The sequence below is a fragment of the Shouchella hunanensis genome (genome assembly GCF_028735875.1).
Classification (GTDB): domain Bacteria; phylum Bacillota; class Bacilli; order Bacillales; family Bacillaceae_D; genus Shouchella; species Shouchella hunanensis.
The window spans coordinates 1,935,843-1,956,607 of record NZ_CP117834.1 but is presented as its reverse complement, the minus strand read 5'-3'; the positions used below and the strand labels follow the sequence as shown (position 1 = coordinate 1,956,607).

Genomic DNA, 20,765 nt, shown 5'->3' with positions numbered 1-20,765 from the left:
AGTGACGCAACGTTACAGTGTATACTTAGGCTATAATGATAGAGATCCATACTACGATGCCAGGAGTGTACGTTTTTATGCTAAATAAAATGTGGTTTCAATTAGGTGTTGGTATTCTTTTACTTATTCTAATCATCAAGAATGTTGTAGAGATCCAGTGGCTGTTTGAACCAATTTTCATTGTGATCACATCGATTCTAATACCAGTATTACTTGCAGGGCTTTTATTCTATATTACAGAACCGCTTCACCGATTTTTAATGAAAAAAATTCCTCAATGGGCTTCAGCATTGAGCATTTTGATCCTTGTCGCCACATTGGTTATGATTGGCGCAATGTTTATTTTAGACCCATTAATTGACGAAGCGAATAAATTAATCCGCAATGTTCCTATGATCTTCCAACAACTCGAAGAATTTGTTATGCCTTATATAACAAATAGCGAGACAACTGCGTTTGATTTAGAACAAACCATTGGGTCTCTCCTTGATTCACTTGAGAACATTATTGTCGTGAGTTCAGGCTATATTATTTCATTTTTGAGTGGTGCCATTACAACTATTCTTGCTTTAATACTTGTGCCGTTCTTTTTCTTCTTTATGATGAAGGACTATCACCGTTTTGCACCTGCCATTGTTCAGTATTTCAAAGGCGAAACAAAGCAATGGATGGCGAAGCTGCTGCACGAAATCGATTTCGCTTTAAAAAGCTACGTACAGGGACAAGTATTGGCTGCATTAATCTTAGCTATTCTGCTTTTTACAGCCTACTCCTTCGTTGGTTTAGATTACGCCTTACTTCTTGCTTTACTAGCTTTTCTATTAAATATGATTCCTTTCTTAGGCCCATGGCTAGCATTTTTCCCAGCATTCATTATTGCGCTCATTCAAGACCCTATCTTGGCGATCTGGGTTTCTGTTATTACGTTGGTTGTTCAGCAAGCGGAGAGCAACCTTATTACACCAAACATTATGGGTAAAAAGCTCAGCGTACATCCCATTACAGTCATTACCCTCGTCCTTGCAGCAGGAAATATAGCTGGTTTTCTCGGAATGATTATTGCGATCCCGACCTATGCCGTCGCAAAAGTGATTGTAACGAATATTTATGAAATGCGCCAAAACGTTCAAAAAGAACTTTTCAAAGACGTAACATAAGGAACGCTAACAAATAAAGAAGATAGTAAAAAGACGAACAATCTCATGACCATTGAGGTTCGTCTTTTTTCTATTTTACTACCCTCTTTCTATCGACATCTTTCTCCCTATTTCAGTTATTCCCCTGGAAATAATCACCCGTATCTTGTCGATATAACCTATTTCCCCCTTTATTATGTATACTTTCAGCGTATCGTTGCACACTACTTTAAAAGTGAAATTGTTTGATTAAAAGAGGTGAAACAAATGCTTTGGCAACCTATTTTAATTTTAGGCGCACAATTGCTTTATGTGCCTCTTGTTGTATTGCGAACGCTTATGATGGTCAAAGGAGAAAAAGAACGTTCTGCTTTATTTGCGACGCTAGAAGGCGGCGTACACGTCATTTCTTTATCCATTGTTTTTAGCGATTTATCAAATCACTTAAACATGGTCGCATATTCACTTGGTTTTGGATTAGGGATGTACCTTGGCTCCATTGTTGAGGAGAAACTGGCAATTGGCTATGTATCCCTTCAGGTTAACACGTCTTTCCACCATAAACCATTAATAGAACGCCTTCGTGATGCCGATTTTAGTGTTGCGCTTACAACGGTTGAAGGGATTGAGTCGATACGTGTAAGACTGGATTGCACCGCTCGGCGTGATCGAGAACAGGAGTTTATGACGATCGTGAATGAGTGTGATCCAGACGCCTTTGTCGTCTCATTCGAAACGCGGAATTTTCAAGGTGGTTACATTAAAAAGAAAGCAGCAAAAAGAACATGGTTTCGTCGGGAAAGTCGTCCACTTACAGAAGAATAATGATTTTGAGTGTTAGGTTCCCCACTTTTCAAATAGATGATCAACCTTTTTAACAATCATCTGTTCAGAAACGGTTTGCACGGTTCTGTTTTGTACCACTGATTTACCTGCTACAACGACATCTGTGATGGCTGTTGGCTGCATTGCGTAAACAAGATTTGCGAAGAGCTCATGCTTTGGCAAAAGAGAAAGGTCGCTTGTGTCTACTGCAAGGAAATCCGCTTTTTTGCCAATCACAAGCTCGCCTGTATCTACTTGCAATAAGTCAGCACCATTTTTCGTTCCCATCTGAAAAACTTGATCTGCTGTCATGCATGTGCCATCAAGAGTTTTTACCTTTTGTAACAGTGAGCACATACGCATCTCTTCAAATACGCTTATTCGATTATTACTACATGCTCCATCGCTCCCAAGACTAACGCGTACGCCAGAACGTACAAGTTCAGGTATGCGAGTAATGCCATCTGAAAGAAACATATTGCTTGATGGACAATAAGCAAGGCCAGTCTTTTTGCTTCCAAGCAAATCAATTTCTGATTGATCGAGCCAAACCAAATGGATAGCTAGCATGCTTTCATCCACGACTCCTAATGAATCTAAATAATGAACCGGTCGTTTATTATATTTCTCTAACGTTTCCTCCACTTCAAACATTTCCTCCGAAACATGTATATGAAAAGGGGTTTGCAATTCTTTGGCTAGTTTATGACCTGCTTGAATCATTTCTGGAGAAGCAGCATGGGGACTGTGAGGAGCTGGATGAACATCAACCATAGGATGATTCTGATACTTAATCGCTAGTTCCCTCGTACGCTTCGTAGCATCTGTTACAGACTCTTGATAACTTGATGGTGCCCCATCCCAATCATACATGGTTCTAGCAAATACTAAGCGAATACCAACGTCTATAGCCGCTTGAATCACGGCTTCATCTGTTTTCACTCCATTGTTATGTACATAAAAGAAATCACTTACTGTTGTTACACCGTACTTTACCATTTCTCCAAATGCGAATAGCGCACCTGTATAAATCGCTTCTTCGTCTAAAAGAGGCGTATACTTGTAAAGCGCTTGATCACGCCATTCTAAAAATGGCCGGTCTACAGCTATCCCCCTTAACAAGCTTTGAAACGAATGATTGTGGGCATTCACAGTCCCTGGAACAATCGCTTTTCCTGCCCATTCGATCTTTGAGACCTCGCGATAGGTTTCAATTAATTTGTCAAAAGGACCAATATCGTGAATGACATCACCCTTTACGAGCACTGCGTAGTTTTTTTGAAACGCGCCGTTCGTATAGACTGAATCTGCATGATACAGTATCATCACATACTTCCTCCTTCTCGATCAATCTCCAAAAGCGTACGCAAACAAACATTTGCAGCTTTTTCAATATCCTCCATCTTACTTTCTTCTTCAGGGCAGTGACTTTTTCCAGCTACACTAGGAACAAAGATCATTCCAGCAGACGTAAGAGATGCCATATGAGCTGCATCATGACCCGCCATGCTGCCCAAGCGCATCGTAGGAAACCCTCCAATTTCTGCTTGTCGTTCCATGACAGTCATGACGTTTTCACTCATTGCTACAGGAGCTTGATTCAGCCTTACTTTTGTCTCGATCTGAACACCATAAGTTGTTTCTACATAAGCTTTTTTCTCTTGAAGCTCCTGTTGAACTTTTTGCAAATCCTCGGTTTTCTCTCCTCGAATCTCTACTGCTAGTACCACTTCTCCAGGAATAATGTTGGTAGCGTTCGGCAAAACGTGTATTTGTCCAACTGTTCCAACAAGTTCGGCTTTTGGGAAATCCGTGCAGACATTCTTTACTGCTAGAATCAATTCTGCTGCAGCTACAAGGGCATCGGTACGATCTGTCATTACGGTTGTGCCTGCATGATTCGGAACCCCTTTTATCGTTAGCTCTTCACGATAAATTCCTGTAATCCCCGTTACTATTCCAAGAGGTACTTGAGCGTCTATTAAACGCTTACCTTGTTCAATATGAACTTCAAGATAAGCTAGCAGATCGTTTTCTCTTCGCACACAGTGATCAAATTGTGCAGCGTTGCCACCAGCCCTTTCTAACGCATCGATAAGCCTCATACCATCTGCATTTCTAACCCCTTTTATCTGTTCTGCCGTTAGTTTTCCAGCCATTGCACGACTCCCAAAAGTCGAGAGACCAAACGGGTTCGGCTCCTCGGCACTAAAAGATACTAACTCAACATCGTGTTCGGTTTCAATTTCGTTTTCTTCTAATGTGCGCAATATTTCTAACCCAATTAATACGCCGAGAGCCCCGTCGAATTTCCCTCCATTCGGAACCGTATCAATATGAGAGCCACACACAATGCTTCTCTTCTTTTGGCCGACACGTTTTCCCCATATATTTGCTGCTTCATCAGTATGCACGTGCACATTAAGTTTGCTCAATTGTTCTTTTAACCAGTCTCGTGCCTTCAGCTCTGAATCGGTAAACGTTGTACGATCTAATCCACCTCCATCATTCTGTCCAAATTGACTTAATTCATGAATGGAGTTGCTTAACCTTTTCCCATTAATGGTTACTGTTTTTACATTCATCTTAATCACCCTTCTTAAGCGGAATATGAACGCCTTTTTCATTTGCTACATCCAATGCACGATCATAGCCTGCATCTACGTGTCGAACGATTCCCATACCAGGATCTGAAATCAACACTCGTTTTATCCGCTCCTTCGCTAACTGACTGCCATCAGCCACTAGAACTTGTCCTGCATGAACGGAATAGCCCATACCGACACCGCCACCATGGTGAACGCTAACCCAGCTTGCCCCTCCAGCCGTATTAATTAAAGCATTTAAAATGGGCCAATCTGCAACAGCGTCACTGCCATCTTTCATTCCTTCTGTTTCGCGATTTGGCGATGCTACAGAGCCACAATCAAGATGGTCACGTCCAAACACGATTGGTGCTTCCAGTTCGCCACTAGCAACCATCTCATTAGCCCTTAGAGCAAAACGATCACGATCGCCATAGCCAAGCCAACAAATTCGCGCCGGTAGGCCTTGCCACTTCACCATTTTTTGAGCCATTCTAATCCAGTTCACTAAACCTTCATCTTCACGAAACATTTCTAAAGCAAGTCGATCCAATGTGTATATATCCTCTGGGTTTCCTGAAAGGGCTGCCCATCTAAAGGGACCTTTTCCTTCACAAAACAAAGGTCGAATGTACGCTGGTACAAATCCAGGAATATGGAATGCATTGCTGACACCTGCTTGTTTTGCATAGGCGCGGATATTGTTGCCGTAATCAAATGTTTCTGCTCCTGCTTTTTGTAAATCAAGCATAGCTTGCACATGCTTCCCCATCGCTTCAATCGAGCGCTTTTCGTATGCTTTCGGATCGTTTTCTCTTAATTCATTCGCTTCAGCAAGGGTTAACCCATTTGGAACATACCCGTTCAGAGGATCGTGGGCGCTTGTTTGGTCGGTAACAAAGTCCGGGGTCACCCCTTTTTCTACAAGCGCCGGCAGCACATCAGCACAATTTCCTACAAGACCAATTGAAGCTGGCTGACCACTAGAAGTGAACTTTTCAACAAGCTTTAGTGCTTCGTCTAACGACTCAACGAGAACATCACAGTAACCTTCTTTCATCTTCCTTTCAATTCGAGATCGATCGACCTCGACCACAAGAATAACAGCGTTTGCCATTTTTCCTGCTAATGGCTGGGCACCGCTCATTCCGCCCATCCCGCCAGTTACAATAAAACGACCTGTTAAATCTGGCGTTCCAAACGCTTTCTTTCCTGCTTCAATAAAGCTTAAATACGTGCCTTGTAATATGCCTTGCGCTCCAATATAAATCCAACTTCCAGCTGTCATTTGACCGTACATCATTAACCCTTTCTCCTCAAGATCATAAAAGTGATCCCAGGTTGCCCACGATGGAACTAAGTTAGAGTTAGCAATCAACACTCTTGGTGCAGCTTCATGGGTGCGGAACAATCCCACTGGTTTGCCAGACTGTACGAGGAGCGTTTCATCATTATCTAGCTCTTTTAATGAAGCAATAAGCTGGTCAAAACTTCTCCAATCCCGAGCCGCCTTACCGATTCCACCATAGACAATCAAGTGGTCAGGGTCTTCAGCAACTTCTGGATCAAGGTTATTAAGCAGCATCCGCATTGCAGCTTCTTGAGCCCATCCCTTGCATTGCAACTGATTCCCTCTTGGTGCACGTACTGTGCGCTGTCCAGTTTGTTTCTTCATTAAATTAGCCCCCTTAACGAGTTAAATGACTACTCCATTCGTAACAACAAGCTTGCCGTCTTTAAACACTTTGTCTACCATATTGACGCCAACATGGTATTGTAAATACGTATAATTTGGTGCATTCCAAAACACAAGATCAGCTCTTTTTCCCGGTTCCAAACTTCCAACTACTTGTTCTTCGCCAATAGCACTCGCAGCATTTATTGTTGCCGCAGTAAGAACTTCTTTGGGTGTCATTCCCATTGTTAAACAAGCTAAGTTCATGACAAACGGCATTGATTCAGTTGGGCTTGACCCTGGATTTCGGTCTGTTGACAGTGCCACAGCAACATTGCTAGCAATCATTTTTCGAGCATTTGCTGGTTGTTCCATTAAGAAAAATGCAGTTGCAGGTAGTAATACACCAATGACACCTTTAGCCGCCATTTTTTCTATCCCTTCATCAGAAACCTTCAAAAGATGATCTGCAGAGATGGCGCCAACGTCTGCAGCAAGCTCTGCCCCACCATACGAAACGATTTCATCAGCATGTATTTTCGGAATGAGTCCGTGTGCTTTTCCAGCTTCTAAAATGCGCTTAGATTGTTCAGGTGTAAATACGCCTTTTTCACAAAAAACATCATTAAATCGAGCCAAGCCTTCCCTCGCTATGGAAGGAATCATGTTATCTACAATCCTATCTACGAACGTATCTTGATTTGTTTTATATTCTTCCGGAACAGCGTGAGCCCCCATAAAGGTTGATACAATTGTGACAGGGTGAATGGCATTCAAGCGTTTTGCTACTACCAATTGCTTGCGTTCATTTTCTAATGACAGTCCATACCCACTCTTTGCTTCAATGGTTGTCACTCCATGACGTAAAAAGAGATCAAGCCTTTCTTTACCAACAGCCATTAGTTCCTCTTCAGTCGCTGCTGCTGTTGCTGACGTTGTACGATGAATGCCTCCACCTGCATTCATAATGTCCATATAAGCCGCACCTTGTAACCGCATTTCAAATTCATCTTCACGACTACCTGCAAACACTAAATGTGTATGGGGATCAACAAGACCAGGCGTAACAAGATGCTGACTTGCATCAATCAATGTCACAAGCTTCGTTTGTCCATGATCACATACCGCTTTCCACACCTCTTTATCCGTTCCCACTTTTTTAATTAATCCATTCTCAATCCATACGCCACCATCTTCAATTACTTTAAGATTTGTTTCCATTTCACGTCCCTTTAACGGACGACTCGCTTCATTTGTTACGAGCTGACGTGCATGTCGTATGACCATTCGATTTGAATTCACCATCTTCCCCTCCTTTACAACAACACTGTATTTCTAACCGTACTCTATACAAATACTTTTCGTGATGAAGAGCTGTTTTCCTTTAATCGGTCCTTTTTATCTTTATTTTCAAAAAAGAGTTGACGCTTACTCACACTCTCTATATAATTCAAAATGTTAACGTTATCATTTTGAGTCAGGATTGGTGAAGGAATGGCAAATATGAAAGAAGTCGCAAAGGCAGCAGGTGTCTCCACTATCACTGTGTCAAGAGTGATTAATACACCGGAACTCGTAAAAGAAAAAACGAGAGAGAAAGTGTTAAAAGTAATAGGAGAGCTACAATATCAAGGCAATCAAGCAGCTAAAGCGCTCGTTACCAAGAAAACGCGAGTCATACATATTTTTATTTCACAGGACATACAATTGACCAACCCTTTTGCGATGAACTTTCTAGCTGGTGTTAGTGACGAATTAAGCAAGCAACACTATTCTTTTTTAGTTCGTCGAGAATGGGATTATCCATACAAGTGTGATGGCATTATTGCAATGAGTGTTACCGCAGATCAAGAAGCCCTTCTAGACGAAAAATTTGATGTTCCTACTGTCTTATTCGGACACTCATTACCTACTTATGATTGGGTGGATGTCGATAACTATCAAGGTGCCTACGAAATGGTTACTTATTTAATTAAACTTGGCCATAAAGACATTGGTTTGATCGTTATTAACGAGAACAGACAATTCGTTTCTGATCGGATTAACGGCTACAAACAAGCCTTACTGGACAATGGTATTTCGTTTTCTTCAGATAAAATCGAGTTCGCTGAGAACAAAGAGGATATTGGTTATCTAAAGACCATTGAATTGTTTGAGCGTACTCACATGACTGCTTTATTTTGCATGAGCGATGAGCTAGCGCTAGGAGCCATTCGAGCTGCACGTTTGTTAAAGAAAAACGTACCTCATGATTTGTCCATCGCAGGCTTTGATGGATTAGGCTACGAACTCTTAACAGACCCAAAAATTACAACAATCCATCAGCCTGTATACGAAGTTGGGAAAGAACTTGCTACTATCCTTGTTCAGCGGATTGAGTCACCCGATGTAGCACTGACACAACGAATGATTAGCCCTGTTTTACGCGTCAATAATTCTGTATTTCAAGCCATTCATTCTTGAAAGCAGATTCTTGCTCAAAATGATAACGTTAACATTATGTTGAAAGCGCTTTTATAAAGAGGAGGAGGACTGACTTACATTGAAAGTGAAACCTAATTTTCTGAAACGATATAAACAGCAACTACCGCTACAACTTATGGTTATACCTGGCGTCATTTTTATGATTATTTTTACGTATATTCCCATCTACGGAATTGTCGTCGCGTTTAAAAGCTTTTCCGTTACAGACACGATTTCTTCTGCACCATGGGTAGGCTTAAACAATTTCAAAATTGCCTTTAGTGATCCGTTTTTTTGGAGCGCTGTTCGTAACACGTTAGCAATCAGCTTTCTGAAGCTACTGATTGGATTTACAGCACCCATCCTTTTGGCCATTTTAATCTTTGAACTAAAGGCTGGCTTATTTAAGCGTTCGGTTCAGACAATCTCGTACCTCCCTCACTTCTTATCATGGATCGTCGTTGGCGGTATGTTAACGAGCTGGCTTTCTACAACGGGCTTGTTAAACAGCTTTTTAATGACCATTGGCATCCTTGATGAACCGCGGAACTTTCTTGTTGAAGCACAAAGCTACTGGATGATTGCGGTTTTATCTGATGTATGGAAAAGCGTTGGCTGGGGAACGATCATTTATCTCGCTACGATGGCAAGCATTGATCCAACCTATTATGAGGCTGCAAAAATCGATGGTGCCACTAAGCTCCAACAAATCTGGCACATCACCCTTCCACTAATGTCCTTTATTATCGCGCTTATGTTCGTTTTAGCTGTGGGTGGCTTGCTTGGCTCCAATCTAGATCAAACACTTGTGTTAATTAATCCGTTAAATGCTTCTCGAGCAGAGGTGATTGATTCATACGTTTACAAGATTGGTCTTGTACAAGGCGATTTCTCTTATGCCACAGCGGTTGGTTTAGCGATATCCATTATCTCTCTTATTCTTGTTATCATTACACATAAAATCACGAAAAAGCTTAACAATCGTTCTATCTTTTAAAAGGAGGCATGTGCTATGGCTGTTTTACGACCAAAATCAACTGTACCTACTAAACGTAACAAACCAGCCGGCATTAAAGAAAACCGTCTGTTTAATACACTGAACGTTCTTTTCATGATCGTCTTTACAACGATTATTATCTTTCCGATTTGGGATGTCATTGTTGGCTCTTTTAGCAGCTCTGCCTCCGTTGCAACGCCAGGGATTCGATTATGGCCAGAGCAGTTTTCTCTAGATGCTTACCGGGTTGTCTTTAACGACCCTAGCATTTGGAACGCATTTCTTATCTCTGTATTAAAAACCGTTATCGGTGTAACGACCTCCGTCTTTTTTACAGCGATGGTTGCCTACGCCATGAGTAAACAAGACCTAATCGGAAGAAAGATCTTTATTGCCCTTGGTGTCGGGACGATGTTTTTCAGTGGCGGTATGATACCAATCTATTTACTAATGCGCTCATTAGGGTTACTTGATAACTTTTTAGTTTACATTATTCCTGCTCTTTTCAGCTTTTACAACATGCTTATTCTCATGAATTTTTTCAGAGAGATTCCGACTTCTTTGGAGGAGTCGGCACGTATAGATGGCGCTGGTGTGTGGCGCATTTTCTTACAAATCATCTTACCGTTATCAACACCTGTACTAGCCGTTATTGCTCTTTTTAATGGGGTTTACCAATGGAATGATTTTATGACCGCTCGTTTGTATATTACGAACGAAGCGCTTTATCCGATTCAAATGAAACTGTACGAAATTATTGTTCAGCAACAAGCGGCTAATATGCAAAATGTCGTCGGATCAGTCATTATCCCGACATCCTCCCAGACCATTCAACTTGCTACAATTGTTGTCGCTACCGTCCCAATTGTGTTGGTTTATCCGTTTTTACAACGGTTTTTAATATCTGGAATGATGATTGGAGCAGTAAAAGAATAGCTCGTTTTTTATTTACTAAAGGAGGCGTTACTATTGAGAAAAAATGTAATGGGATTCATGTCAATTGTTGGTTTCGTTATGATCTCTGGTTGTAGTAGTTCTGGTGCAGAAGTGTCAATCGATGACTTAGAAGAGGCTCGTTATGAGATTGATCCGAATACACCAGCTTGGCAAGTTGATGATGAAGAAAATGTTGAATTAACGTGGTATGTGAATGCCGAATGGTTTGACCGTGCTTACGGAGAGGATGTCATTACAAAAAAGTTGAAGGAAGATTTAAATCTTGATATTACCTTTATAACAGGTGACGATTCAAACTTAAATACGCTCTTTTCCGGCGGTGACTTGCCTGATTTGATAACAATCTTTGATGGTCAATCACAAGCAGCATTACGTGCACCGACTTGGGCGTTACCACTAAGAGAATTGGCTGATCACTATGACCCTTATTTCCATCAAGTCGCACAAGAGCAAACCTTAGATTGGTATCAACTTGAAGACGGGTATACGTATGGTTACCCGAGTTATTCCAATACAATTGACGATTATCAAGCAGACATTATTCCTGGGTCGGATGCGTTCATAATTCGCGAAGATATTTATGAAGCGCTAGGCGAGCCTGATTTGTCGACACCGGAACAGTTTATAACCAGCTTACAGCAAATGAAAGAAGCATTTCCTGACGTTGTTCCTTTTGCTTTCAGAGGGTTTGGTTCAGATGGTGATGTCGGTTCAATTGGTGACACGTTTCAAAATCACCTCGGTGTCCCCATTGCAGACGAAAACGGCGACTGGTATAACCGAAATTTAGACGACAGCTACTTAGACTGGATTCGCACATTTAACGAAGCCTATCAGCTCGGTTTGATTAGCGATGATAATTTCTCTGATGATAATACCGTTTTTGAAGAAAAAGTGGAGCGTGGCCAGTACGGCTCTGTTTTCGCAAGCGGCATCGCTCAATTATCCGGCTCCTTGCAAACCAATGTGGCTAGAGATCCTGATCAAAGGTATATAGCGGTTGATGGTCCAAAGAATCCAAACGGGAACGAGCCAACCTTAAATCAAGCTGGCCTTTCAGGTTGGACAGTCACCTATATTACTAACAAAGTGTCTGATCCGCAAAAAGCGATTCAGTTATTTACCTACCTTCTAAGTGACGAAGGACAATACTTAACAACATTTGGTGTTGAAGGCGAAACGTTTGAATTCAATGAAAATGGAAAAGCCGTCTTGCACGAAGAAGTATTGCAAATGAGAAATGACAATCCAGAAGAATACAAAAAGTCTTATCGTTTAGGTGAATTTTGGTTTTTTGGACATGATGGATTTGCACTTGAACACGGCGAAAACGAAGCGTCTATCGCAGTTGATCAAATTCAGAAATGGACTAAGGGAAAGCTTAAGCCACAGTTTCTTATTGAAAACATCAATCCGGATCAAGGGACTGCTGAGGCACGCTCGTTAGTGAATATTAATTCTACTTGGGCGACCACTTTAGCAAGTATGATTCGAGCAAAAGACGATGCTGAATTTGACCGCCTCCTTGGCGAGTATGAAACATTTCTCGAAACAAATAATTTCGCTGCTGTCGAAGCCATCCGTAATGAAAAAATGAATGAGAATCGAGAGCGACTCGGTTTATAACGTTAAAAGCGGGCTATCCTGTCCGCTTTTTTCACAACGAAGGAGCGTGTTAAGATGAACGAACATTACACAGAAGGTACTGTACCAAGTACCCTTTCATTTAAAGATCGAATTCCTTATCAATACAATATGGTTTATCCGTCTTTCGATCCTCAAGATCGGGTAACATTTTCACTTGCTGGAGAATGGAAGAAGCTGCGGTTTCGTGCGAATCATAACTGGTCCATGCATGCTCGTACCGAAGACTGGATTGCGAAAACCGAACAAGAGGGATTTGCATCATATTCGTACAATGATGAGGGCTGGGAAGCGAAAACATTGCCAGCCCCTGAAAATCATCTAACCGGCAAAGAGGAGGTACATGCAGCAGAAACCTACGAAGATGGCGTATGGTATCGTAAAACCATTCACTGGCCAGAGGCTTATGCTGAACAAGTCGTTACCTTAAAATGTTTAGGTGTTTCGTATATTTGTGATTTTTGGATCAATGAATCGTACGTTGGCTATCATGAGGGTGGATTCACGCCGTTTGCATTTGATGTATCCACCCTATTAAAACCAGGAGAAAATCTCATTGCTGTGCGCATTGATAATCCACCATGGACAACAAGATTAGATACGGTTCCTGCTGTAAACAACGACTTTTTCAATTACACTGGCATCATTCAAGATCTTTACTTAGAGGTTGTTCCAAGTTTATACATTTCAAGAGTAGACGTTGTTCCTCTTACTTTGCAAGGAAAATTGCAAATGGAATATGTGCTAGAAAATCGCTCAAGTGAACCGGTAACAGCACTCATAAAACCGCGTTTTTTTACAACGGATTTTCAATCCCCTGACTGGTTGAAGAGTCCAAAAGCAAAAAGCATATGCAAAGATGAAGTACCTGTGCCAACTGCCCAAGCGACAACAGTCACCCTTGCTTCCGGGGAAAGCAAAAAAATAAAAGAGACGGTCACGATTGAGCAACCACAGATCTGGAGCATTCGTGAACCCCATTTATATGTGTTAGGTCTTCAGCTTTATAACGATGATGCTCTCATTGATTCGTTTTACACTCAGTTTGGATTCCGTATACTGGCAACCGATGGGCCTCGCATCAAGTTAAATGACCAATCTGTCTTTTTTGCTGGTGTTGCTCGACATGAAGAATGGCCAGAATATGGCCGAACGGCTTCATGGGAAAGAATTGTGGATGATTTAACTGTTCTCTCTTCTTTACACATTAATCTAGTTCGTACAGCTCACTACCCGAACCATATTGAAACCTTTATCGCCTTGGACCGATTTGGTTTACCGAGTATGGCTGAAATTCCTTTATGGCAATTTGAAACAGCCCATTATGAAGCTCAAGAAAGAAGGGGCATTTCTTATCAAATGTGGAGAGAAATGATCTTTTCCAGCTATAACCGTCCATCCATCGCCATGTGGAGTACTCAAAATGAATCAAAAGATGTCACGCTTCGAAAACACTATAATGAGACACTGGTTCATGAAACGAAAACGAACTACCCTGATGGACGACTGCTTACACAAAGCTCAGCAGCGGATCAGCCCGGGTTTCATGATCCTTCTATGGAACCGCTAGATGTGGCAGGATGGACGATGTATTTTGGTATTTTTCACGGAAGTACGCCTTATGAAGGAACAAAGCATTTTATTGAGCACGCACATAATGCGTGGCCTGATAAGCCTATTATGAATACGGAATATGGAATATGGAGCAATGCGGATAGAAGCTATATTGAAAAGCAAGTCGAAATCTATCAAGATGTTCAGCTCGCTTTATTAGAAAAGGCGACGGTTACGCCAGACGGTGAGCATAATCCAAACGGATACGTGTCTACAATCGACTATTGGACTGCATTTGACTGGTATGTGAACCATAATCAATTTTACCAAACGATGGGAATCTTCCATATGGATCGCCAAACCAAGAAGCCTCTTTATCATCATTTTGTACATGACCATCAACGCTTATTGCAGCAAACGAATGGCTTTGCCTATAAAGAAGTGATTCCGCCACAAACATTAACCGTCACCATTGAACAAGTGAACGAAGTGCAGCAAATCATTAGGTTGTCGAAAAAAGAAGATCTTACAAGTGCCAACTATTTAATCGTTCATGTAAGTCATTTTTCGCAGCCTGACCCCGTTGTCATCCATTTGCATTCAGATGAGGGTGAATCGAGTTTTACAACGTATAATCTCGAAGAATACACCGTCATTCCATTATGGCGCTTTGAATATAGCGTACAAAAAGCGGTGCAATTCGTTTCAATCAGTCATAACAAAGGACAATCATTAACAATCGAGGGGGTTTACAGAAGCCATACTGGAACTCTGTAAGCAGTTAAACAACTTAAGAAAAACCTAGTACTCCACTGTATGAGCAGGAGTAACTAGGTTTTTTTTACATTATAGTTCCACAGGCTTCTTTTGTGCGGAGGCTTGATAGATGCCTTCAAGTATTTTCATAATTTCTAAACCGTCCTCTACTGGTGCAGGAGACGGACCTCCAGTTATGCATGCTTCTACGAAAGCATCAATTTGCTTTTGAAATGCATTATCAAAATCAAAGCTTCGATGATCGATTTGTGGCTCGACATTTAAAATCGTGTCGTTTTCTTCCATGACAAGCAAAAGCTCTGGTTCGAGCTCTGCTCCACCTTTTGTTCCAAAAATTTGCATACCAAGCTGATCCTTTTTTGTATGCAACGAATACGATACGTCAACCATTAAAGAGCTACCATTTTCAAACGTAATTAATGCATTGGCCAAGTCTTCAACTGTATTTAGTGACGCATCATAGTCAGCTGTTTTATAAAATGATAGGTTTTTAACATTACTTCGGTTGCCCAGCTGATCATAAACATGTCCTGTTATGGATTTCACTTTTGGGCGACCCATTAAGTACCAACAACTATCGATGATATGGACACCTAGATCAATAATCGGTCCACCTCCAGAACGTTCTTTATCGGCAAACCAGCCACCAGGATTGCCAAGTCTTCTTAGCAGTGACGCTTTCGCATAATAAATATCGCCGAGCTTTCCATCATCAATAAAAGTTTTAAGCACTTGCGCATTCGTTCCAAACCGCCTCACATATCCGACTTGTAACGTTTTTCCAGTTTCCTCCACAGCCTCTTGAACTTTTTCTGCTTCCTGTACAGTCATAGAAATCGGTTTTTCAACTAGAACATGTTTGCCTGCTCGCAATGCTCGTATCGCTAAATCAGCATGAGTTCGATTCCACGTACAAATGCTTACACCGTCCACTTCTGGATGGTTAAACACCTCTTCAGGGTCTGTAAATACATGCTTCACACGATAATGAGTCGCTTTTTCTTGGGCACGACTTTCATTTTGATCACATAAACCATACAACTCCACTTGCTCATTTTGTATGTATGATTTTATATGCATTTCAGATATTGAACCTAATCCAATAACAACTACTTTCATCATTAAGCTCTCGCCCCTTCTACCGACTTCCAACCATCTACCGTTACTTCATCCCAAAGTCGGCTTAAATTATTCATACTAATACGTGAACCAAGAAAACAATCTTCCATTCCTTCAAACTCCACTACAAGATAACCGTCGTACTTCGCCACTTTTAATTGTCGAATGATTTCGCGCACAGGTAGTTCTCCATGACCAAGGATGGCCCCACGTAAATAGTTTCCATTCGATGTTCTAAACCAAGCTCCTTCACCAGGATTCTCATAATAGGGACGAATATAAAAATCTTTAAAATGAACCGTAGCCGCGTACGGGAGGTTTTTTCGTACTCCAACTAACGGATCTTCATCTGCGCATAAGAAATTCCCTATGTCTAGCGTCGTTTTAAAATTGTCCCGATTTACTGCACGTAACACTCGCTGAACACGATCACTTGATTGCACATTAAAACCGTGATTCTCAATCGTTGTGGTGATGCCCAGGGTCTTAGCATAATCAGCAATCATTTGACTACCTAGTACCATTTCCTCAAAATGATCGTCAAAATAATGAATAGACATTTCTTCTGGCTGTAATGAAAAAGCCGTCACATCATGTCGCATGAGTGTCATACCCATATGATGAACAACGTCAACATGGGCTTTAACTCGCTCTACTTCTTCATTAAATGCCGTTTCTGTCGGTTGGATAAAATTAGCTGGCATACAATAAGCAGATAGTTCAATTCCAACCTGTGCGGCACGCTCTTTAATTTGACTTGCTAAATCGTAGTTATCCACTACCGTATAGCCGTAAGGAACGAGCTCCATATGTGAGCCACCTTGCTCTCTCACCCAATCAATTGCCTCTAGAATCGTCATTCTACCGTCTCTTAGTGCTTGGACTAAACTGTATGAACTTAAACCAACCTTCATGCTATACCCTCACCCTCTTTAACACGTATGTTTCTACATAAACGTTCGCTAAAACGTTTACATTTCCTTTAATTTCATTCTTTAATAAAGAGAAAATACTGACAACAATCAACATGCTCGACTATGCATGGCTAAATTGAGCTGTTCCGTTAGGGAACTACAATCGCCCCTTCGAATTTTTCATATTATTATAACATTATAACAAGTTATTCAATTCCTGCAACATTTATGTTACATGCGAAACCTTTCTTTCTTTTGAACGTTATATAGATAAGGGGGTGTTCATCATTGAATTATGAAAAAGAATTTACAGATGTAAAAGAACGCATCCGTCAGTATGAAAAATGGCACGCACATCTGGACCGAATTAGACCCAATCTAGAAGAGCAGAAACAAAAAGCGAAACAGCTAAAAACGATCTTGCAAGATAAACAGCAAGACGTTGATCGCTTAAGCGGCCTTTCCTTTTCGAGTCTTCTTCATGCCGTGACAGGCAGAAAAGCCGAAAAAATCGATGAGGCTACAGCACTCGTCTTAAAAGCTCAACTGAAATACGAGGAAGCCGAAGAAACAATGACTGATTTACATCACGAGCTTGAAGAAATTGACGCACATCTGCATTCATTAGGGAACCCTAAGGCAGATTTTCAACGACTGCTAGATTTAAAGAAAGACGTACTATTAGGAGAGAAAAATACCGCCTTACACTCTCTAGTAGAAGCAGCTTCAACAACTACCATCTATATGAATGAAATAAAAGAAGCAACAGAAGTAGGCCAAAAAGCAAAACAGGCATTGAAAAGCACCATTTTTTCTCTTAATAAAGCAAGCGACTGGTCTACATTTGATCTTTTTGGTGGAGGCTTTTTAACGACCGCCATGAAACATAGCCATGTCGATGATGCGAAAGCACTTATTCATCAAGTTCAACGTCACTTAAGACAATTTGAAGAAGAATTAAAAGACGTCAATCAATTTACCTCTTTCCAGATTGAACTAACAGGATTTCTTACATTTGCTGACTACTTCTTCGATGGCTTCATTGTTGATTGGATGGTTCATGGAAAGATTAAAGATTCTCATGAACAAGCAGTTACTCTATTAGCAGAAGTCGAAACCACTTTATCTCAATTAGCTACTATAGAAAAAGAGCTACACTCTGATTTAGAAGACATTCGTAAACAAAAACGGGCGTTTATTCTTAATGCGTGAAAAAAGAGACGAAAGGCGGTTGGAACGCCTCTCGTCTCTTCTGTTATGTTGCTAAATTGTACTCGTATCGATAACGAAGCGGTAGCGGACATCTGAATGTAGCACCCGTTCGTATGCGTCATCGATTTTGTCTGCTGATATGACTTCTATTTCTGGAAGAATTGAATGCGCCGAACAGAAATCTAGCATCTCTTGCGTTTCGCGAATACCACCAATCATTGAACCGGCAAATGATCGTCTTTTGCTGATAAGCGAAAACGCGTTGACATCTAACGGTTCACTCGGTGCACCGACATTTACTAAGGTGCCATTTAATGCTAATAAGTTTAAATAAGCACTCATATCCAACTTGGCACTGACCGTATTTAGAATAAAATCAAACGAACCTGCTAGCTTCGTTAACGTTTCTTCATCATTTGTTGCATAATATTCTTTTGCCCCAAATGCTAGTCCATCTTCTTGCTTTTTTAACGTTTGTGAAAGAACGGTTACTTCGGCACCCATTGCATGTGCAATCTTTACTCCTAAATGCCCAAGACCACCTAGACCAATTACCGCTACTTTTTTTCCTTCTCCCGCTTGCCATCTCTTTAATGGTGAATACGTTGTAATTCCTGCACATAGCAACGGTGCTGCTGCATCGAAAGGAATATTGTCAGGAATGCGGACAACGAATCCTTCCGTTACAACAATGTGTGTGGAATACCCACCTTGTGTGTAGTCCCCATACTTATCCACTCCCGCATAAGTCGGAATATTTCCTTCCTCACAATACTGTTCTTCACCTTCTTGACAGCTTGTACACTTTCCACATGAATCGACCATACAACCAACGCCAACACGGTCTCCTACTTTAAATGAAGTTACATCGTCGCCGATGTCAGCTACAACGCCAGCAATTTCGTGTCCAGGTACTAAAGGATACTGAACTTCACCCCATTCTCCTCGCGCCGTATGAATATCAGAATGACAGATTCCAGCGTACTTAATATCAATTAAAACATCATGCTTATCAAGATCTCTGCGTGAAATCTCGGTATGTTTAAATGCGTCTGTTGGACCATTAACTGCTCTCGCCTTTACCTTCATTCCACTTATCCTCCAATCAATTTGCGCTTACCATTCTACTTTCAAGCCTTTTCTAGTTCCCTGATTCCCCCTTTTTCTTTGATTAAACGTATCCTATTCCCTGGAGTCCACTCTAAGTCAAGTACAAAGCACATGCGGATTAATAACTGGTCCAGATCAAAAAACTACCAGCAACGTAAATCCGTTACTGATAGTCCCCTAACCACCTATCGACTTTCTTTTACTTTCTCCACATATGCACGAGCTGTCTCGGTAAGCTGCTCCCAATCATTATTTTCAATTATTTCTCTTGATAATAAAGAGCTACCTGCTCCAACTGCCACTGCTCCAGCTTTAATAAAGTCAGGAATCGTGTCTAAGTTCACTCCACCAGTCGGCATCATTTTCACTTGAGGGAGCGGTCCACTTACAGACTTAATAAACTGAGGCCCAACACACTCTGCAGGAAAAACCTTTACTAAGTCGGCACCTAATTGAACGGCTTGAAACGCTTCTGTTGGCGTAAAGATTCCTGGAATGACTGGAATGTCTCTACTTTTCACCGCTTCAATGGTTTCCTGTGAGAGAATCGGCGCAAAAATAAATTGCGCTCCAGCATCAATCGCCGCTATCGCATCATCTGCATGTAAAACCGTCCCAGCACCAACGACGACATCTTTGTCATAGCGCTTGCTTAACGCGCTAATGGTTTCTAGTGCTAGCTCGGAATCGAGGGTTACCTCAAGACCTTTAACACCACCAGCGACGAGGGCATCCGCAATCGATTCCATTTTTTCTGGAGGTAATTTACGCAACACCGCACATACACCTGATTCAAGTACCGTTGATAACCCATCATTCATCGTGAAACTCCTCCATACACTTTGTCATCATCACATAAGAAAGCGTCAACTTCCTTCCTTGTCGGTAGCCCTTCAATGTCACCTTTTACACCAATGACTAAAGCCCCAACAGCGGCACCCATTCGAACGGACACCTCAAGTGACTTGTTCTCTAGCAAACCAGCTAGCACTCCAGCAGCAAACCCGTCTCCTGCTCCAACTGGATCGACTACTTGTTTAACACGGAAGCTGTCCACTTTCCCAGAACTCTGTTCATCTTTAAAGAGACTATAGTCACCACCATTTTTAATGACGACTTTCCTTGCCCCTAATTCAGTAACCTTTGTGAGATAATCCTGCTCTTCCATGTCACCAAACAACCACTTCGCTTCATCTAAGCCAGGTAAAACAAGATCTGCTTGTGCAGCAATTGTTACTAATCGCTGACGTGCTACCTCTTCTCCTAGCTTACGAATAAGAGCAAAACGAAGATTAGGGTCAAATGAAACGAACGTTCCATGTTCTTTTGCACACTGTATACCTGCGAGAACTGCTTCATAACAACTATTACTTAATAATGGTGTAATACCTGTGACATGTAAAATCGATGCATCGGCAATTTTTTCATACGCAAGGTCTTCCTTTGTCAACGTGCTCCCAGCGGAATCATGGCGGTAATAATAAACAGCAAGCTCCTCTTCCCTCCGGTGCTCCTTAATGTATAGGGCCGTTGGCGCTTCTCCTGTATAGGTCACATACTCTGTATCCACACCTTCTGCCTTTACTTCTCGGACCACATAGTGCCCCATTTCATCATCGCTAACTTTACCAAACCACGTAGCACTATGACCAAGCTTTGTTAATGCAATGGCTACATTTGATTCGGCGCCACCAATCTTCTTTAGAAATGACGGTACATATCGTAATCGTCCTTGTGTAGCAGCTTCAAATAACACCATTGTTTCTCCAAATGTCACGAATTGGCTCATTACGACCG

General features: G+C 41.5%; 17 protein-coding genes. 8 read left to right on the top strand and 9 right to left on the bottom strand.

The annotated features are described in order from the left end of the window. Positions 1-77 precede the first annotated feature (77 nt). Complete coding sequence (locus tag PQ477_RS10050; protein ID WP_144557734.1) at positions 78-1,157, top strand: AI-2E family transporter; 1,080 nt, start codon at positions 78-80, stop codon at positions 1,155-1,157. 246 nt (positions 1,158-1,403) lie between these two features. After that, positions 1,404-1,961 carry a DUF2179 domain-containing protein gene (locus PQ477_RS10045; RefSeq protein WP_144557732.1) on the top strand — a complete coding sequence of 186 codons (558 nt, stop codon included), beginning with the start codon at positions 1,404-1,406 and terminating at the stop codon, positions 1,959-1,961. Positions 1,962-1,973: 12 nt separating this feature from the next. Here the strand turns inward: PQ477_RS10045 and PQ477_RS10040 are convergent, their stop codons facing one another. From PQ477_RS10040 to hutI, 4 genes are read right to left on the bottom strand one after another with little or no spacing between them, the layout of a single operon-like run. Continuing rightward, a complete protein-coding gene (locus tag PQ477_RS10040) occupies positions 1,974-3,287 on the bottom strand; it encodes an amidohydrolase family protein (RefSeq protein WP_274273505.1) in 1,314 nt (437 codons plus the stop codon). Then, positions 3,287-4,546, bottom strand: coding sequence for a M20 family metallo-hydrolase (locus tag PQ477_RS10035; protein WP_274273504.1), 1,260 nt, complete (start codon positions 4,544-4,546; stop codon positions 3,287-3,289). Before PQ477_RS10035 ends, PQ477_RS10040 begins: the two co-directional genes overlap by 1 nt. Position 4,547: 1 nt before the next feature. Beyond that, complete coding sequence (gene hutU / locus PQ477_RS10030; RefSeq protein WP_274273503.1) at positions 4,548-6,221, bottom strand: urocanate hydratase; 1,674 nt, start codon at positions 6,219-6,221, stop codon at positions 4,548-4,550. A 21-nt stretch (positions 6,222-6,242) separates the two neighbouring features. Continuing rightward, a complete protein-coding gene (gene hutI, locus PQ477_RS10025; protein WP_274273502.1) occupies positions 6,243-7,526 on the bottom strand; it encodes an imidazolonepropionase in 1,284 nt (427 codons plus the stop codon). 189 nt (positions 7,527-7,715) lie between these two features. Between hutI and PQ477_RS10020 the strand changes: the two genes are divergently transcribed. The 5 genes from PQ477_RS10020 to PQ477_RS10000 all read left to right on the top strand — a co-directional run bounded on the left by PQ477_RS10020 (position 7,716) and on the right by PQ477_RS10000 (position 14,613). Continuing rightward, positions 7,716-8,684 (top strand): LacI family DNA-binding transcriptional regulator, encoded by a 969-nt coding sequence (locus PQ477_RS10020; RefSeq protein ID WP_081761984.1) that lies wholly within the window; start codon positions 7,716-7,718, stop codon positions 8,682-8,684. 85 nt (positions 8,685-8,769) lie between these two features. Then, positions 8,770-9,681: an ABC transporter permease gene (locus PQ477_RS10015; protein WP_035393010.1), complete on the top strand. Its 912-nt coding sequence runs from the start codon at positions 8,770-8,772 to the stop codon at positions 9,679-9,681. Between the two features lie 15 nt (positions 9,682-9,696). Continuing rightward, positions 9,697-10,617 (top strand): carbohydrate ABC transporter permease, encoded by a 921-nt coding sequence (locus PQ477_RS10010; RefSeq protein WP_432813894.1) that lies wholly within the window; start codon positions 9,697-9,699, stop codon positions 10,615-10,617. A 33-nt stretch (positions 10,618-10,650) separates the two neighbouring features. Continuing rightward, positions 10,651-12,264, top strand: coding sequence for an extracellular solute-binding protein (locus tag PQ477_RS10005; protein WP_274273501.1), 1,614 nt, complete (start codon positions 10,651-10,653; stop codon positions 12,262-12,264). 54 nt (positions 12,265-12,318) lie between these two features. Then, complete coding sequence (locus PQ477_RS10000) at positions 12,319-14,613, top strand: glycoside hydrolase family 2 TIM barrel-domain containing protein (RefSeq protein ID WP_274273500.1); 2,295 nt, start codon at positions 12,319-12,321, stop codon at positions 14,611-14,613. Positions 14,614-14,682: 69 nt separating this feature from the next. Here the strand turns inward: PQ477_RS10000 and PQ477_RS09995 are convergent, their stop codons facing one another. Both PQ477_RS09995 and PQ477_RS09990 read right to left on the bottom strand, forming a co-directional pair. Further along, complete coding sequence (locus PQ477_RS09995) at positions 14,683-15,732, bottom strand: Gfo/Idh/MocA family protein (protein WP_274273566.1); 1,050 nt, start codon at positions 15,730-15,732, stop codon at positions 14,683-14,685. A 2-nt stretch (positions 15,733-15,734) separates the two neighbouring features. Further along, positions 15,735-16,646, bottom strand: a complete 912-nt coding sequence (locus PQ477_RS09990) for a sugar phosphate isomerase/epimerase family protein (RefSeq protein WP_035392940.1) — start codon at positions 16,644-16,646, stop codon at positions 15,735-15,737. Positions 16,647-16,934: 288 nt separating this feature from the next. On the opposite strand from PQ477_RS09990, the gene PQ477_RS09985 reads away from it, so the two are divergent. Then, on the top strand, positions 16,935-17,858 hold the full coding sequence (locus PQ477_RS09985; protein ID WP_274273499.1) for a hypothetical protein: 924 nt from the start codon (positions 16,935-16,937) through the stop codon (positions 17,856-17,858). Positions 17,859-17,909: 51 nt separating this feature from the next. Here the strand turns inward: PQ477_RS09985 and PQ477_RS09980 are convergent, their stop codons facing one another. The 3 genes from PQ477_RS09980 to PQ477_RS09970 all read right to left on the bottom strand — a co-directional run bounded on the left by PQ477_RS09980 (position 17,910) and on the right by PQ477_RS09970 (position 20,757). Further along, the gene (locus PQ477_RS09980) at positions 17,910-18,947 is read right to left on the bottom strand and encodes an NAD(P)-dependent alcohol dehydrogenase (protein WP_144557718.1); all 1,038 of its coding nucleotides are present in this window, start codon (positions 18,945-18,947) and stop codon (positions 17,910-17,912) included. Positions 18,948-19,153: 206 nt separating this feature from the next. After that, positions 19,154-19,789, bottom strand: coding sequence for a bifunctional 4-hydroxy-2-oxoglutarate aldolase/2-dehydro-3-deoxy-phosphogluconate aldolase (locus PQ477_RS09975; protein ID WP_035392942.1), 636 nt, complete (start codon positions 19,787-19,789; stop codon positions 19,154-19,156). Then, positions 19,786-20,757: a sugar kinase gene (locus PQ477_RS09970; protein ID WP_060704230.1), complete on the bottom strand. Its 972-nt coding sequence runs from the start codon at positions 20,755-20,757 to the stop codon at positions 19,786-19,788. The genes PQ477_RS09975 and PQ477_RS09970 overlap by 4 nt, the downstream gene beginning before the upstream one ends. Positions 20,758-20,765: the final 8 nt, after the last annotated feature.